The 17,113-nt window shown below is 30.0% G+C and carries 12 protein-coding genes; 1 reads left to right on the top strand and 11 read right to left on the bottom strand.

All coding sequences use genetic code 11. The features are described 5' to 3' along the window. Nucleotides 1-155 precede the first annotated feature (155 nt). From F3K33_RS19770 to F3K33_RS19800, 7 genes are all read right to left on the bottom strand, one after another. Nucleotides 156-572, bottom strand: a complete 417-nt coding sequence (locus tag F3K33_RS19770) for a PTS sugar transporter subunit IIA (RefSeq protein WP_039769688.1) — start codon at nucleotides 570-572, stop codon at nucleotides 156-158. A gap of 464 nt (nucleotides 573-1,036) precedes the next feature. Then, entirely contained in the window at nucleotides 1,037-3,832 is a 2,796-nt protein-coding gene (locus tag F3K33_RS19775) for a sigma-54-dependent transcriptional regulator (RefSeq protein ID WP_023976802.1), read from the bottom strand. Nucleotides 3,833-4,250: 418 nt separating this feature from the next. Beyond that, a complete protein-coding gene (locus tag F3K33_RS19780; RefSeq protein WP_023976803.1) occupies nucleotides 4,251-5,198 on the bottom strand; it encodes a carbohydrate kinase family protein in 948 nt (315 codons plus the stop codon). Between the two features lie 160 nt (nucleotides 5,199-5,358). Continuing rightward, nucleotides 5,359-6,846 carry a glycoside hydrolase family 32 protein gene (locus tag F3K33_RS19785; protein ID WP_023976804.1) on the bottom strand — a complete coding sequence of 496 codons (1,488 nt, stop codon included), beginning with the start codon at nucleotides 6,844-6,846 and terminating at the stop codon, nucleotides 5,359-5,361. A gap of 66 nt (nucleotides 6,847-6,912) precedes the next feature. Further along, nucleotides 6,913-8,529, bottom strand: coding sequence for a type 2 periplasmic-binding domain-containing protein (locus F3K33_RS19790; protein ID WP_023976805.1), 1,617 nt, complete (start codon nucleotides 8,527-8,529; stop codon nucleotides 6,913-6,915). Nucleotides 8,530-8,563: 34 nt separating this feature from the next. Beyond that, the gene (locus F3K33_RS19795; RefSeq protein WP_023976806.1) at nucleotides 8,564-9,472 is read right to left on the bottom strand and encodes a carbohydrate ABC transporter permease; all 909 of its coding nucleotides are present in this window, start codon (nucleotides 9,470-9,472) and stop codon (nucleotides 8,564-8,566) included. Between the two features lies 1 nt (nucleotide 9,473). After that, entirely contained in the window at nucleotides 9,474-10,448 is a 975-nt protein-coding gene (locus tag F3K33_RS19800) for an ABC transporter permease (RefSeq protein ID WP_373866807.1), read from the bottom strand. Between the two features lie 352 nt (nucleotides 10,449-10,800). Between F3K33_RS19800 and F3K33_RS19805 the strand changes: the two genes are divergently transcribed. Next, nucleotides 10,801-11,865 carry a LacI family DNA-binding transcriptional regulator gene (locus F3K33_RS19805; RefSeq protein ID WP_023976808.1) on the top strand — a complete coding sequence of 355 codons (1,065 nt, stop codon included), beginning with the start codon at nucleotides 10,801-10,803 and terminating at the stop codon, nucleotides 11,863-11,865. 189 nt (nucleotides 11,866-12,054) lie between these two features. On the opposite strand, the gene F3K33_RS19810 is transcribed toward F3K33_RS19805, so the two are convergent. The 4 genes from F3K33_RS19810 to dhaB1 are packed head-to-tail and all read right to left on the bottom strand — an operon-like array spanning nucleotide 12,055 to nucleotide 17,019. Next, on the bottom strand, nucleotides 12,055-13,212 hold the full coding sequence (locus tag F3K33_RS19810; protein WP_039769678.1) for an iron-containing alcohol dehydrogenase: 1,158 nt from the start codon (nucleotides 13,210-13,212) through the stop codon (nucleotides 12,055-12,057). A gap of 28 nt (nucleotides 13,213-13,240) precedes the next feature. After that, entirely contained in the window at nucleotides 13,241-13,666 is a 426-nt protein-coding gene (locus F3K33_RS19815; RefSeq protein ID WP_023976810.1) for a GlcG/HbpS family heme-binding protein, read from the bottom strand. Between the two features lie 48 nt (nucleotides 13,667-13,714). After that, nucleotides 13,715-14,629, bottom strand: a complete 915-nt coding sequence (gene dhaB2 / locus F3K33_RS19820) for a glycerol dehydratase activator DhaB2 (protein ID WP_039769676.1) — start codon at nucleotides 14,627-14,629, stop codon at nucleotides 13,715-13,717. Nucleotides 14,630-14,655: 26 nt separating this feature from the next. Further along, nucleotides 14,656-17,019 (bottom strand): glycyl radical glycerol dehydratase DhaB1, encoded by a 2,364-nt coding sequence (gene dhaB1 / locus F3K33_RS19825; RefSeq protein ID WP_039769674.1) that lies wholly within the window; start codon nucleotides 17,017-17,019, stop codon nucleotides 14,656-14,658. Nucleotides 17,020-17,113: the final 94 nt, after the last annotated feature.

Below are 17,113 nucleotides of genomic sequence, written 5' to 3' on the forward strand. Positions count from 1 at the left end.
CTTTTAATTTTTATATTTACTTAAATTGCGCTTATATTGATATAACTTGTTGCATAAATTTTCAATATTATTTTCCAAAGAACTTATGTATTAGCATTCTCAATTAACTTTACCTATTATAATTATGGAACTAAAAATGCAGTTATCTGGAATACTTATATAATTTCTTCATCTATATTGATATTTTTAGTTAAAACTTTTATAGACTCTTTTCCAGAGTTTTCTGCTACTCTTAACAATTCGGTTATGCTTGAAAAATCTCTGCTTCCTAGAACCTCTAAAATCATTGGCAGATTAACACCTGCTACAATTTCCATATTCTCATGTTGCATTGCGATTATGCTTGCCGCATTAAACGGGCTTCCTCCAAACAGATCTACCATAAATAGTACTCCGTCTGTTGAATCTAACTCTTTTATAAGAGTGTTATATTTTTCTACAAGTGACTCAATCCCTTCACCTGGTTTAAATGTAACGGCACCTACATTTTCCTGATCTCCAAAAATCATTTCTGCTGATTTAAGAATCTCCTCTGAAAATATACTATGGGTACCTATAATTACTGAGATCATTACTTTATCATCCTTTCTTGCTACATATATTATTTTTATATTTATATATGTAGCAATTCCTATGCCAACTAAGGATGTAAATAAAAAAATCATCCAAAACTAAGGCTATAACTACCTTTTTTTGATATTTAAATATTTTTAATTACACTATGAGTTTAAGATTTACATACTTCAAATCACATTTAACACAGTTTATTAAATAATTTTGTAGAATTAACACACATGTATATAAAAATTAAATGCCACTAACACACGATCCTTTTAGATCCATGTATTAATGGCAGTTAACTTTTAAATTTCATATTTTCAAGTCATAATTTTTTTATATATTGCGATTAAGTTTCCAAATCCTGGTTTTAATCATGCACTCAGCTTAATAGAGTTTTGATCTTAAAATCATTATCACAACATATATACTAATTAAAATTTAATCTTTTAGTTAAAGTCCTATACTAAACCAAGTTTCATCCAATTATATCAGCAATATAATATATTTCATCATCTGTTAGATTTATTGATAATGCATTTTTGAAAATCAAACTAGCTTGTTTTAATGCTTCTATAATTTTTTTGTCAAAACTTGTATCACATTCATCATATACTAGTCCATTATTCAGCAACATTCTCTCCAATGCGCATGCAACATGAAACATGATTCGTAATTTAACTGGATTTTCAAATTTTTCACTCAATAACCTTTCAGTACAATTCAAGAATTCATTTAATAGGGAATAGATCTTTTGTGGATTAAGAAATGTTATAAACTCGGCAATGGTTTCTTTACAAATATTTTCAAATATTATTTGCTTATCTCCTGTATTTTTTATAGCTTCTATCTTTTTACCTTGGATAATACTTATTAATATATTCTCCCCTGTTCCATCGATTAATTGTTCTATAGATATAAATGGAATTCCAAGATTAGGATTTGCAATACCTATAATAGCCAGAATATTATTTTCTTCCTGAATATTCTTAATTGACTTAGTTAAGTTCGTAAGCCCAAGTGAAATAATATTAACATTCTTAACACCTATATTATTTGTAACAGTTTCTACCAACTCCTTAAGCTTTATAGCTGCCCCTTTTCCAGTAGAACATACAGTAATCATAACCTTATTTTTTTCCTTAGTTTCTTGAATTGCTTGAGTGTTAATATTATTAGTGTATCCCCTAAAATCAGTAAGTAAATACGAATATACTGAATTTAAATCAGCGTCACAAACGGAACACTTTCTAACAGCTTCTAGAACTAGTGGCGTTGAAACCATATCAATACTTTTTATGTTTATTCCTGTCTTTTCTGTAATAACATCTGCAAAACTATTCAAAGATCCCATATCTACTAAAAGCAATACGCCTTTTCCCTCATCAACTTCCTTAACTTTTTCTATAACATTATCTAAAACATCTGATGGTGCTCTTTCAAGAGGCATATCAACAGCAAGAATATTATCAGCTTCAAATAGCTTTTTAGCTACATTAACCATGCTACTTGCAATTCCTGATCCATGTGATGCTACTACAATTCCAACTCTTTCTTGACGAGATGATTCTTGTATTGAATTTAATAATAATGCTAAATATTCGATCTCAACATTAGGTATACTTAGGTTAAAGTTCTTCTCAATAAGTGCATGGATTTCTTTAGCAACCTCATATTCTTTACTTTCAATTGATATCGATAAATCAATATTGGACTCATAAGAAACAGTATTCTTCTTAATCCTATTAAATAGTGCGCTAAAGTGAAGACTTGTTGCATAAATAAATCTTTCATTCAATTTTCTATTTAATCTATTTTCAGCTAGTATTTTTATCTTTTCTGAAAATTCCACAATATTTTTATCAACAATCTTTAATAGGCCTTCTCTACGACTTATATCATTATTAAATCTATCATAAAATTGTTTTAAATGAATGCTAATGTCTGTAGTAATAAATCTCTTTATTTCTTCATCATTCATGCCCTCTTCTTGAAGCACAGAAGTTTTACTCTCTATTATTCTATAAATATTAAATGGTGTTTCATAATCCTCTGTTTCTAAGAATTTTCTATTGCCATCTGGCTGAATAGTGATATTGTTAGGGATGATATTCCACATAGTTGTTTTATCTTTAGTTTGATTTCCAAAAGCTAATATTCCGCTTTTTATATTTGGAGGTAGCGTACTTAAATTTATTTCAATGTCCTTATTTGTGTTAATACAATTAAAAAAGCCCTTTGCACAAACCAATTGTATATTAGATTTTAGCTGTCCTACATTTCCATAATTGGTACTGCCTATGAGAGCTTTAATTGCTTCCGACGAAATCTTAATAGTTTTGTTCACTCTCTGTGCTTCTTTGGAAATCAAATATTGTACAAGCTCTATTTTTTCATTAACAGGTCTTTCATCAAAAGGTGGAATAGTTATTGTTATAGGAATCCTTCTAATAAAAGTCTTAAGTAGCGTAGAACTTGGATCCTCTGTTGTAGCTCCAATCAATAGCACATTCGCTTTATGCTGTCTATCTGTTTCGCCTAATTTGTTATAGGTTCCCGTATCCATAAAGTAAAATACCATTTCCTGCCCTTCTGGTGGTAATCTATGTATCTCATCTAGAAACAATATACCTCCATCAGCTTTTTCAACAATCCCTTCCTTTTCTTTTTCAGCTCCTGTAAACGCACCTTTGACATGTCCAAATATATGTGATAGAAGAAGTTGCGGATTATTAGAATAATCAGCACAATTAAATATTATAAATGGCGGATCTTTTTGTGACTGTTTTATATTTTTATAGTATTTGTACATCATATTAGCAAATAAACTTTTACCAACACCAGTACTACCAATTATTAGGGTATGCAACCCATTTGGTGGGTATAATAAAGCAGCTTTTGCTTGTTCTATTTGATTTTTCAAACTTGTATTAAATCCTATTAGCGAGTCGAAAGGTGATTTATCTTCTTTTTCCTCTAACAAATTGATAAAATCATTAATTTCTATACCTTCTTCACATTTATCATTTAAGTTTACATTTAATATTCTAATAAACTGCTCTCTATCAAAATATAGAACAGGTCTATTTTTAATTTTAATTATTTTCTTTTCTCTACAAAGAATATTAAGTTCTCTGGAAGCATTACTCCTTAATATCCCCAAGTGTTCAGCAACTTGCTGCGCACTAAATCCCTTAATTTTAAATAATTTTTCTTTAGTAAATTCCCTAGAATTTGATAATATATACTTATAAATCTTATCAATTTGCTTCATAGCATTATCACTTTCCTCTAATCCCTAGTTTTAATTTTTAGTACTTACCATTATATATCCAAATCTATAAATAACACTTCTATTTAAATTTCCAACTAAATACTTACCTAATTTCTTATTCAAAGCAATTATTGTACCAAACAAGAGTGTAAATAAAGCATATTATAATAAATTTAAGCTTAAACCAGCTTCACTTAATAAAAATATTTACTCTTTACACTCTTCTTTTTAATTTACACAATACAGACTTTCATTAACACACTTTTTCTATTATTTTTTAGTACAATTACACTCTAATATTATTTGTTATATTTTTTCACACTAATATATATGTTATAATTGAGCCTCTAAATTTTTGACCTAGCTGAGTACTTTGCTCATTAGAAGTTTAAATATAAATTTATTATTGCAATATATATTAAAATAAATTTCTTACTTCACTTAAAATAGGCATTGATGCAATTGCTCCATAATTTGTACATGTAATAGCACCTACTTTATTAGCAAATGTAATTATGTCTTTCCATTCTTCAAAGCTTATATTTTGTTTATTCTCAATATCAGATACTTGTTTTAATACAGCTCCAACAAATGCATCTCCAGCACCAGTTGAATCTACTTGCTTAATTTTAATGGATGGAATTATTCCATTCTGTCCACCAACACTTAGATACGTCCCTTTAGATCCTAGCGTAATAGTTACAACCTTAACGCCTAATTCATGTAGTTTATTAACTCCTGTTGTTATATCTTTTTCCTTAGTTAATAGAAAAAGTTCTTCATCACTCAATTTAGTAAAATCGCTTTCTCTTATGAACTTAATACTATCTTCAACAAACATTTCTAATTTATCTGGCGTTATTAATGCATCACGATAATTAGGGTCAAAAGATACATATATATTATTTGATTTTGCATATTCCAATAATTTAAAATATGTTTTCTTTAATTCACCTTCTAAAAATCCTGTAGCGGAACCAAAATGAATGATATCTGAGTTATCTATTTTTGATAAATTAATATTATTAAATGAATATTCTCCATCACTGCCTCTTAGAAAATCAAAATTACGCTCACCATTTTTATCTATACCAACTAGCGCTATTGTTGTACTACTTTTTTCTACTGCCATTTCTGTATTTATATTTAAATCTTTTAACAATTCTATTAAATGTTTTCCAAAGTAGTCATCACCAACTTGTCCTAAAAAATAAGCATTTCCATCTAATTTAGAAATGCATGCTGCAACATTTGCTGGCGCCCCACCTGCTTTTTTCTCGAACTTTTCTCCATCTTTTAATCCTTTATTATCAACACAAACCATGTCAATTAAAAGCTCTCCTATACAAAAAATATTTTTACTCATCTTACTCCTCCATATATCTTAGTTTATATTCATTAAACTATAGAAATTCACTTTAAAAACTAACATTTATTTGAAATTTTCCACTTATCTATGTACTTAAAAGTGGCTAAATTATAAAACCTAATTTAGTCGCTTTTTTAAACACATCTAAATATAATCCTTAATTTAAAACAATACTATGCTTTTCAATACTTACTTTTGCTTCACCCTTAGCACAAAACGAAATATCTGTTGCATCTAAGTTAGTATAAAAAGTAGATGTCATTACTTGTTCGCCATCATTTGCAAATATTTCAACAGAGTATTTATCTATAATTAATCTTAGTTTAATCTTTCCATTTTGATTTCTTATATTCATTTCTCTCTTATGTAAGGAATCACAAAGTTTCCCTGAATAACTTCTATCAAATGAAATGATATCTTTTCTTGGATCAAAAGTAACTAATGTTTCATAGTCATTATTTTTAGCAATTTTAATTATAAACTCTTCGCAATTTGAACCATCAATTTCCAGAGTCATATCTAATTCTCTTCCTGATATACCTTCTAACTCCACATTATCTTTAATTAATACATTCTCGTATTTAACAGAATTCTTATAATAATTCCTAATTTCTCTAATTGGATTTTGGATTAGCTTTCCATCCTTTATTGTTAGTTCTCTAGGAATGCTCATCATTCCGCACCACTTAAAGTCACTTGGAACAATATTATTTTCCCATGATTGCATCCATCCTATCATAATTCTTCTTCCATCTTCTGCTTCTAGAGTTTGAGGAGCATAAAAATCCAAACCAAAATCTATAGTTCCATAATCTTCTCTATTAAACGTATGATTTTCCTTATCATATTTTCCAATTAAGTACACCGTATTATGTCCATTATGGAATTTTAGTCCATTCGCCTTTACTTCCATTGGTGAAATGATCATGATATTATTTCCATCAATATTAAAAAAGTCTGGACATTCCCACATGCTACCTATCTCATTTTTACTTCTATCCAGAATACAAACAAAGCTCCATTCTTTCAAATCACTTGATTTATATAAAAGAATTTGTCCGCTTCCATCAGCATGCCTGCTAGCTACTACAGCATAAAAACCATCATCTTCTTTCCATATCTTAGGATCTCTGAAGTCTTCTAAATTACTACCTTCTGGTAGAGAATAACTTGTTATCACAGGATTACAAGTTAGCTTTTCATAATTTACTCCATCTCCAATTGCAATACATTGAGTTTGTCTAATTATATGAGCCCCATCTTTTTGAACTTTGTCCAACACTCCAGTATACATGAGTATTTGCTTTCCATCTGACTCTACTGCACTTCCAGAAAAACATCCTCCCATATCATATTCCTGATCTGGCGCAAGAGCTGTTGGTAACTGCTCCCACTTTATAAAGTCCTTTGTCTTACTATGCCCCCAATGCATTGGTCCCCATTTAGTATCGTATGGATAATATTGATAAAAAAGATGATACTCCTTTGCAAATTTAGAAAATCCATTTGGATCGTTAATCCAGCCGACTGGTGATGATAAATGAAACAATGGCCTCTGCTCTTTTGGTATACTCTTTATAGATTCTTCTTCAAAAACTCTTGCTTTATTTAAAATTTCACTACTATTTCTCACTACATTATTCATAATCATTTCCTTTCAATTATCTTAAATATTATATAAGCGACCATACAAGCCGCTTATATAAGTTTTTTATTTTGCAAAGTATGCATCTAAATATTTTTGTTTAATTTCTAATATTTTTGATAAACCTTGATCATCCATTTCTTTTAAATAAGAGTCCCATTCTTCATCTATTCCACCATTTAAAATCCATTCAGCTTTCTTACGTTCTGTATATGCCTTTACTGCTGTTTCATATTGAGTAAGTTTTTCTATATCTTCTTGAGACATAAATACAGGTGGATAATTGTAATCAGCTTTCATATCTTTAACATAAGTTTTATGAAGTATATCTAATCTTTCTTGGGCATCATCTGGAGATGTTGTATACTTTCCATAATAACTATCAAGAACTGCTAATGGTCCTGAAACAAATTGATTTGCACGAACTTCCCATGGTGATGCTGTACCTAATTGTAAATGCTTTAAAGTTTTATTTTCTGTTAACTCAAATACATTTTGATTTTTCTCATCACCATATGTTCCCCAGTTATCTTGTATTGATTGAAGAGGATCATATAACTTATCTATCCATTTTGCTGTTAATTCTAAATTTTTATTTGCCGATGTTACAACACATCTTCCTAAATCAAACCCATATCCATTTGATCTAGTAGCATTAACAGTTCCATTAGGACCTGCAAGTGCTGGAAGTGGAATATAATCATCTTTGTTTGCAGCTATATTAGCTTTATCCCAAGTGAAAAACATACCGTAACGATCATTTTTTCCTTTTGCTACAAAAGTATCCCACTTTTGAGTAAATGCTTCTGGATCTATAAGACCTTCTTCTTGAAGCTTGTGAAGCCACTTGATACCTTCTTTATATCCATCTTGAGTAGTTGAATATACAACTTTCTTATCATTAGTCACCATATAATGATCTCCATTGTCTCCCAATCCAAAAGCCCCAAGTATAAATCCTGGATCTTCATTTCCGCCAACAGCATTAATAATAAATGACATTGGAATTACATCTGTTTTCCCTTCAGGGTGTTTATCTTTAAATGCTTTTAAAACTGTAACTAATTCATCAGTTGTTTTTGGTACTTGAAGACCTAATTCATCAAGCCATTTTTTATTTATCCATGGAATATCTCCAACAGCTTGAATAGCTTCCTTTCCACTTCCTAATTCCTCTATCCATGGGAATGAATAAATATGACCATCAGGTGCAGTAATCATTTTCTTATACTCTGGTTTTTCTTCTAGAACTTTTGATAAATTTGGCATATATTTTGTTATTAAATCTTCAACTGGAATAATAACTCCTTGTTTTGAATAACGAAGTAAATCATTATTGTTCATACCAGCATTAAATACTACATCTGGAAGTGTATCTTTTTTTGATAATGCTAAATTCTTTTTATCAGGAAATTGATCATCTGTATAGCACGTCCAATCGATATGCACATTTGTTTCTTTCTCTAATCTTTGAAAAATAATTCTTTCATTTGGGTCTTGAGTCGAAATTGATGGCGCACTTGTAAGCATTTTTAAAGTAGCTGTTTCTTTTAATGGAAATGAAACATCCTTTAATGTAGCTGTATCTGTTTTCTTGCTTGAGCTACTACATGCTGTAAATGATAATACTGTTAACATAGCTAAAGAAATACTAACCAACTTTCTAATTTTATTTTTCCTCATATTATTTCCCCATCCTTTTTCTATATATATTTTTTTATCCCTTCACTGATCCTGCCATTATTCCCTTATCAAAATACTTTTGGAAAAATGGATACATAACTAGTAAAGGTAAACTTGAAACAACAATAGTGGAGTATTTTAGCAATTGTGCCATTTTAGCCATTGCTGCTGCACTTTGAACATCTGCAATCATACCAGGTCTTGGTGTATTTTGAATTAAGATTGATCTAATTACTAATTGCAGAGGTTGCAATTTAGTATCATCTAAATAAATCATAGCATCAAAGTAACTATTCCATTGAGCTACAAATTGATATAAAAGTAATACTGCAATAATTGGTTTACATACTGGAATCATTATTTTAAAGAAATGTGTAATATCACTTGCACCATCTATAGCAGATGCTTCTCTTAACTCTTTTGGTAAGCTTTGAAAATAAGTTCTTGCCAGTATAATATTCCATACATTAATTGCACCTGGAAGTAAAATCGCCCACACTGTGTTAAGAAGCTTTAGATTGTCAACCAAAAGATATGTTGGCATCAACCCTCCGCCAAAAAACATAGTAATAATATATAAAGTAGTAATAATTTTTTTCCCCACAAAATCTGGTCTAGATAATGGGTATGCAGCTAAAAGTGTGGCTCCAACTGAAATTACCGCATAAGCAGTAGAATAGAATACGGAATTTAAAAATCCTCTTAAAAGCATATCGTCTTTAAATACTCTTGTATATCCTTCTATTGACCATTTACTAAAATCAAATGTTATTCCTTGATTGTTTAATGTATTGGGATCCATAAAAGAAGCAACAACTATATATATAAGTGGTATAATAATAGCTAATACAAAAAGTATTACGCCTACATAACCACTTATTGTAATAGATTTATCAGAAAATGATAATTTTTTGAATTTTTTCATTTTCATTTTTATATTCATCTTATATTCCTTCTCCTTCATTTAATTTTTTAACAATTGAATTCACAACTATTAATAAAACTATATTAATAACTGAATTAAACAAACCTACGGCTGTTGAAAAACTATAATCTCCATTTAGAAGACCCATTTTATAAACATAAGTTGGTAAAATTTCTGAAGTTGGTAAATTCAAATCTGTTTGCAAAGCTAATGCTTTTTCAAAACCTACACTCATAATATTTCCTGCTGATAAAATAAATTGAATAACCATAATTGGCTTAATTGCTGGTAAATCAACATTCAAAATTTGTTGAAAAATATTCGCTCCATCTATAACAGCTGCTTCTGTTAATTCTTGACTTGCATTTGAAAGAGCTGCTGTATAAATAATTGATGCCCAACCAGTTGCCTGCCAAACTGAACTAGCTACATATATAGTCCGAAATGCACTAGGCATTGCCATAAAGTTTGTAGCAGTTCCAAAAAATTGATTAACTGGCCCAATCGGTGATAAGAAAACTATAATCATACCTGAAATTACTATTACAGAAATAAAATTAGGAGCATACAAAATTAATTGAATCTTTTTCTTAATTCCCTCACTCTTTATTCTTGCTAAAAGTAAAGCAAGTATAATCGGTAACGGGAATCCCCACAATATTCCATATAAACTTACCTTTAAAGTATTCATTAACAAAGTCATAAAATCTGGGGAAGATAAAAATCTTTCAAAATGTTTTAATCCTACCCACTGACTATGGAAAACTCCCGAAATAGCACTATAATCTTCAAATGCAATTAGTACTCCTCCCATAGGAATATACTTAAAAATAATTAACAGTATTAGTGGCGGTAGCGTGAAGAACAGATATAATTGATAATTCTTTTTGATATACTTTAACTTACTATGTATTTTAGAGTTCTTTTTATTAATAATAGGATCTTCACCATCTAATCTGTTAAAATTAAATCTTGTACTTTTTACCCCATTCAAACTTATTTCCCCTTTCATTTTATTATTTATTTTTTACATTTGTAACACAAACTCAATTTACCTTTACAAATCCACTCTGCTTGTTAAATCTTTTTTGTAAACCTTATCTTTAATTTATAAATAGATATTACCAGATTTTCATTACATTTGTCAATATAAATATTACATTTTATCATCACTGCGTTTTTACATTTGCACACAAAATATATTATATCTCTTTTTATTTGCCAGCATTTATGTATATATAATTATTTTATTTTACATTTGTCACTTCATTTGTTATACTAATGTCAATAACAATACTTAAAATATTGATACAGATTTTATATGACAAAGAAAGGAGCCTTTAATAATGCTAAATAAGAAAATAACGGTTCAAGATATAGCCGATGAATTGGGGATTTCAAGGAATACAGTTTCTAAAGCTTTAAATAATACTGGAACATTAGCAGAAGCTACAAAATCTAAAATTATTCAAAAGGCAATTGAAATGGGTTACAAACAATTTGCATATGTAAACAATGTATCATCCATTTCTCCCAATTCATCTTTAAATAAAGAAATTGCACTATTAACAAGCAGTATGCCAAACAGTTCCCATTTTGGATCTCATCTTTTATCAGGTTTTGAAGAAAAGATGAGCACTCTTGGCTATAGATTGTCTATGTATGTTGTTCGTGATAATGAATTAAATTCCTCAAGCTTACCATCGAACTTTAAACCTGAGTTGGTTGATGGCATAATATGCATAGAAATGTTTGATAAAAATTATAGTGAGCTTATATGTGGATTAGACATTCCTACACTATTTATCGATTCACCTAGCACCCACAACAGTAAACCCGTAAATGCTGATATTCTTTTAATGGAAAATTTCCATAGTACTTATAATATTATTAAAACCCTAATTAATAATAATAAAACAAATATAGGGTTTGTAGGCGATATATATCATTGTGAGAGTTTTTACGAACGTTGGAAGGGTTATTGCTCTGCTCTATTAGATTCAAAACTCTCATTTGATATTAATAATTCTATTATCGAAAACGACAAAGAACCTTATGCTGATCCTGAATGGCTTGGTAACAAGATAATGAACCTTTCAGTTCTTCCTCAAGTTCTTGTATGCGCAAACGATTTTATTGCAATTAATGTCATAAGAGCTCTAAAACATAAAAATATTTCTGTACCTGATGATATTTTAGTATGTGGATTTGATGATTCAATGGAATCAAAAATAATTGAACCTCATCTCACTACTGTTAGTATCCCAAGTTATGAGATGGGAGATATTGCCGCAGATTTGTTACTTTCAAGAATAGATAATCCATCCATTCCATTTAGAACAATCCATGTTCGTACTTCACCTAAGTTTAGGGAATCTACTGGGAACTTACTGAATAAGATTAACTTTTAACCAATTAAAAATACCCTATAAAGATAAACAATTTAATAAAAGTCCATCTTTATAGGGCAGTTTTATATTAAATAAAATATATAAGATTAAAAAAATATCTTATCAATCGTCTTTCAAATATAGTCGTAAACTTCAATAAAGTTTCCATTAGTGAAATTTCTTGATTAGAAGATTCCATAAATTGAAATATTAATAAGCAGCTTTAAATATATTTACGATATCTCTTTCATTTCCTTTTCTTGGATTACTAAATGCATTTCCATCTAAAAGAGCTAGTTCTGCCATATGTTCAAAATCTTCTTCTTTAATTCCCATTTCTTTCAAACTTGCTGGGATTCCAACATCTTTTGAAAGTCTAAACATAGCATCTATAGCTTTTTCTGCTGCTTCTATTACTGAAAGACCTGAAATATTTTCTCCCATAAATTCTGCTATGTCAGCAAATTTCTTAGGATTTGATATCATATTATAACGTTCAACATGAGGTAATAGCATAGCATTTGCAACTCCATGTGGCATATCATATAATCCACCTAATTGGTGAGCCATTGCATGTACATACCCTAAATTAGCATTATTAAATGCCATCCCAGCTAGCAATGATGCATAAGCCATGTTTTCTCTTGCTTCAAGATTTTCTCCTAAAGCTACGGCTTGTCTTAAATTTTGTGATATTAGTTTAATAGCTTGTATTGCTGAAGCATCTGTTACTGGATTTGCATCTTTTGATACATATGCTTCAATTGCATGAGTTAAAGCGTCCATTCCTGTAGCTGCTGTTAATCCTGCTGGTTTTTTAACCATAAGCATTGGATCATTTATAGAAACTAATGGTAAGTTTCTCCAGCTAACTATAACAAATTTTATTTTTTTCTTTGTATTAGTTAATACACAATGACGAGTTACTTCACTAGCAGTTCCTGCAGTAGTATTTACTGCTACTATTGGTGGTAATGGATTGCTGAGTGTTTCTATTCCAGCGTAATCATAAAGATCTCCTTCATGTGTTGCAGCAATTCCTATTCCTTTACCACAATCATGAGAACTCCCTCCACCTACAGTTACTATCATATCACAATTTTCATTTTTAAATACTTTTAATCCTTCTATAACATTAACATCTTTTGGATTCGGTTCAACTCCGTCATAATATGCAACATCTAATCCAGCTTCTTTTAAATATTTAACTGTTAATTCAACAGCTCCACCTTCCATGTCTCTTAAAAATTTATCTGTAACTATTAATGCTTTTTTTCCACCTAATATTTTACATCGTTCGCCTACTACTGATACTGAATTTGCTCCCATAAAGTTTACACTTGGTACTAAATAATCATACATTCTCATATAAAATATTCTCCTTTTCATTTTAAAACTATTTATTAAAAATTTCTGCTGCAGCCTTTGCTATAGCCATATCTTCTTCAACACTTCCTCCGCTTACTCCCACGGCTCCAACAACTTGTCCATTTTCTATTATCGGGAAACCGCCGCCAAAAGGTATTATTCTGCAGTTATTGGTTAATTGTAATCCATAAAGACTTTCTCCTGGCTGAATGTTTGGAGTAACTTCATGAGTTCCTATTTTTAATGCTGCTGAAGTAAATGCTTTGTTGATTGCTATATCAACACTTGTTATAAAAGCGTTCTCCATTCTGTGCATAAGCATTAAATTTGTCCCTGAATCTACTGCCGCAAAAACTATTGGCACATTCATTTCAGCAGCTTTAGCTTCAGCTGCCACAGCCATTTCTTTTACTATATCAAGGCTTAATTGTTTTATTTCATTTAACTTCTTCAAGATTCACATCTCCTTTCATAGACATGTTTTTTAGTCGCCTTCAGAATATTACTGCGCTCCAATTGTGCAAGGTATTCCCATAATTTCAACTAAAGCTTTTAATCTCTCCATTTTATCTTCACTAGGAGATTTCAATTCTCCTAGTAAATAATCTCTTCCAATAGCTTCATACTTATTCTCTCCATAATTGTGGTATGGAAGAAGATCAATTCTTTTAAGGTTTGTTAATGATTTTGAAAATTGAGCTATTTCTCCTATACTTTGTAAATCTGCATTAAACCCTTCGATTACGGGAATTCTAATTATTATTTCTTTAGTCAATTGATCGCTTAACTTGATGTTTTTTAATATAATATTATTGCTTACGCCTGTAAATCTCCTATGAACTTCATCATTCATACTCTTTATATCAATCATAGCTAAATCTATATATGGCATTACCTTTTTTACAGCTTCACTATTCACATACATTGCTGTTTCAATAGCAGTATGCCATCCATATGATTTACACTCTTTTAAAAGCTCCACTGCAAAATCAGGTTGGAGTAACACTTCGCCTCCAGATAATGTAATTCCACCATTTGATCTTCTATATTGGACACTATCTTTTTTTAATTCTTTAATGATCTCTTCAACACTGTATTTCTTTCCTTCAAGGACAAGCGCTCCATTTAAACAACTTTCAACACATCTTTTACATTTAATGCATTTACTTTTATCTATTCTATATACTGAATTCATATCAATAGCTGAAGTTTCACATACTGACTGACATCTTCCACATTTAGTACATAAATTTTTATTAAACATTATTTGAGGAGCAACTTCTTGTGATTCTGGATTACTACACCATAAACATGACATATTACAACCTTTGAAAAATACTATAGTTCTTATCCCCGGTCCATCATGTAATGAAAATTTTTGTATATTAAATATGACACCTTCAATATCTTTACTCATCACTTTTTATCCCCTCTGAAACTTTTTTACATAACATGTTCTGTTCTTGCAATGATATCATTTTGTATAGATTTATCTAAAGAAATGAATTGCGCACTATATCCAGCAACTCTAACAATTAAGTCTTGATATTTTTCAGGATTTTTTTGTGCTGCAAGTAATATTTGTTTATCTATTACATTAAATTGAACATGAAAACCTTTTTGATCAAAATAACTTCTTATCAATGCTGATACATTTGTTAATCCATTATCACCTTTTAATGCCGATGGATGAAATTTTTGGTTGAATAAAGTTCCATTTGAAGCTATAAAATGATCCAATTTGGCAACTGAATTACAAGCTGCAGTAGGGCCAGACACATCACATCCTCTTGATGGAGAAACCCCATCAGCTAATGGTTGTCCAGATTTTCTACCATCTGGAGTAGCACCTGTTAAAATTCCGAAGTATACATTTATTGATGATGGATATAATCCTGGTTGAAATTTTCCACCTCTTGGGTTTGTATATTTATTAACTTCCCTACAGTATACTAATGCACCTTCTCTAGCTAAATCATCAACTTCATCAATATCATTTCCAAACTTAGGAGCTTTTTTTAGTAATGCTTGTATTTCTTCTGCATTTTCAAAATCATTATTTAATGCTTTCTTTAATTCTGAAGGCGTAATTTTATTTTCATCAAACACAACTTTTTTAACAGCAACTAATGAATCTCCTATATTAGCTACCCCAACACCTTGTGGTCCACTAAAGTTATATTCTGCCCCACCATCTTGAAGGCTTTTCCCTCTACCAATACAATCATCAACCATAGATGACAAGAAAGGTAATGGTGCTCTTTCTGCATGTGCAATATCTATACAATTATCAGCACAACACATATGTTTTACAAAATACTCCATTTGAATCTTATAGGCATTCATAAATTCATCAAAAGATTTCATTTCTTCAAAATTTTGAGTTTTAGGTCCAATTTGTTTATTTTTATCTAATCCAGAATTTATAGTTAACTCTACTATTCTAGCAAGGTTAAAGAATGCTGAATCATGCCATCCTTCTGTTTTTCCTGGCTTTTGTGGCTCAACACATCCAATTATTCCATAGTCTCTTGCATCTTCTAACGTAAGTCCTCTAGCAACTAATGCTGGAATAATAACTTCATCATTATAATAAGCTGGAAGTCCTAATCCTTCTCTAGTTAATTCTGCTGCTCTAAGCATGAATTCGTCTGGAGTCTTATTCCATATTCTTACTGATAGAGATGGTTGAGGTAATTTAACATGTACTGCTGCTTCTAATGCCATATATGATATTTTATTTGTTGCATCTTTTCCTTCTGAATTTTGCCCTCCAACGATTAAATTTTGGTACATTGGATAGCCGCCAAAATGCTTAGTTGAAATCTCATCTCTTACTTTATTAATATCATTTAATTTAATCCATATACAATCTATTAACTCTTGAGCAAATTCCTCTGTTATATTTTCATCATTTTCATAATATGGATACATATATTGATCAAATCTAGCTGGCGAAATAGAATGTCCATTAGATTCTGTATTTATTATTGCGTGAACAAACCAAAATGATTGACACGCTTCATAGAAAGAAGTGGCTCCTTCTGCTGGAACCTTTAGACAAATTTTTGCTATTTCATTTAATTCAGATTTTCTTTTTAAATCATTTGCATTGTCTGCAAGCTCTTTAGCCTTTTTAGCATATCTATTTGCATATATTATTGCTGCTTCGCAGGAAATAATAACACTATTTAAAAATTTCTCTTTCTTTATAAAATCAGGATCTATACTTCTATTTTTCTCTAATTGTTCCTTTGCTTCATTTATAATCCCATTAAATCCAATTTTTAATACTTTCTCATAACTTACGGAAACATGTCCCACTCCATTATAGTAATAATTTCCTACAGTAAATACATCGGAATTTACTGCTTCTCTTGTTTCTTCAGTCATATATGAAGTTGCTAATTCACTTGTTGTTTTTCCATTCCAATATTCAAATACAGCTTTTAATTTTTCTTTACTTTCCTCTGAAATTTGAAATGCATCTCCAGTCCTCTTGTCTAGTCTATTTAATTCATCTTGTAACCATTTATTAGAAAACTCAGGGAATACTTGAGAAGATCTTGGTTCTTTAGTTAAGCTTCCTACTATAAGTTCTTCTTCTCTAATTGTTATAGGGATATTTTCCAATATATGCTTCAAAGCCAATGCCCTTCTTAATATTGCCGGTTGACCTTCTGTTTCTTTAAATGATTCTGTTATTAATACTGCTCTCTCTGATTCTACACATGGTTTAGCATTTAATATTTGAGCTTTTAAATTATTTATTCTTTCTGTTTGGGTACTAAATCCTTTACTTATCATTATAATTTCCTCCAATCATAATTTCGCTTGGCTTAATCTAATATTATCATCGTATTGATAAATTTTTAACAAAATTTATTGCTTAATATTTGTA

It is taken from the genome of Clostridium beijerinckii, assembly GCF_008705175.1.
Lineage (GTDB): Bacteria > Bacillota > Clostridia > Clostridiales > Clostridiaceae > Clostridium > Clostridium beijerinckii.

Bases quoted from the DNA above. Each gene is read 5' to 3' on its own strand.
- F3K33_RS19770 (WP_039769688.1), bottom strand. From the start codon at position 572: ATGATCTCAGTAATTATAGGTACCCATAGTATATTTTCAGAGGAGATT.
- F3K33_RS19775 (WP_023976802.1), bottom strand. From the start codon at position 3,832: ATGAAGCAAATTGATAAGATTTATAAGTATATATTATCAAATTCTAGG.
- F3K33_RS19780 (WP_023976803.1), bottom strand. From the start codon at position 5,198: ATGAGTAAAAATATTTTTTGTATAGGAGAGCTTTTAATTGACATGGTT.
- F3K33_RS19785 (WP_023976804.1), bottom strand. From the start codon at position 6,846: ATGAATAATGTAGTGAGAAATAGTAGTGAAATTTTAAATAAAGCAAGA.
- F3K33_RS19790 (WP_023976805.1), bottom strand. From the start codon at position 8,529: ATGAGGAAAAATAAAATTAGAAAGTTGGTTAGTATTTCTTTAGCTATG.
- F3K33_RS19795 (WP_023976806.1), bottom strand. From the start codon at position 9,472: ATGAATATAAAAATGAAAATGAAAAAATTCAAAAAATTATCATTTTCT.
- F3K33_RS19805 (WP_023976808.1), top strand. From the start codon at position 10,801: ATGCTAAATAAGAAAATAACGGTTCAAGATATAGCCGATGAATTGGGG.
- F3K33_RS19810 (WP_039769678.1), bottom strand. From the start codon at position 13,212: ATGAGAATGTATGATTATTTAGTACCAAGTGTAAACTTTATGGGAGCA.
- dhaB2 (WP_039769676.1), bottom strand. From the start codon at position 14,629: ATGAGTAAAGATATTGAAGGTGTCATATTTAATATACAAAAATTTTCA.
- dhaB1 (WP_039769674.1), bottom strand. From the start codon at position 17,019: ATGATAAGTAAAGGATTTAGTACCCAAACAGAAAGAATAAATAATTTA.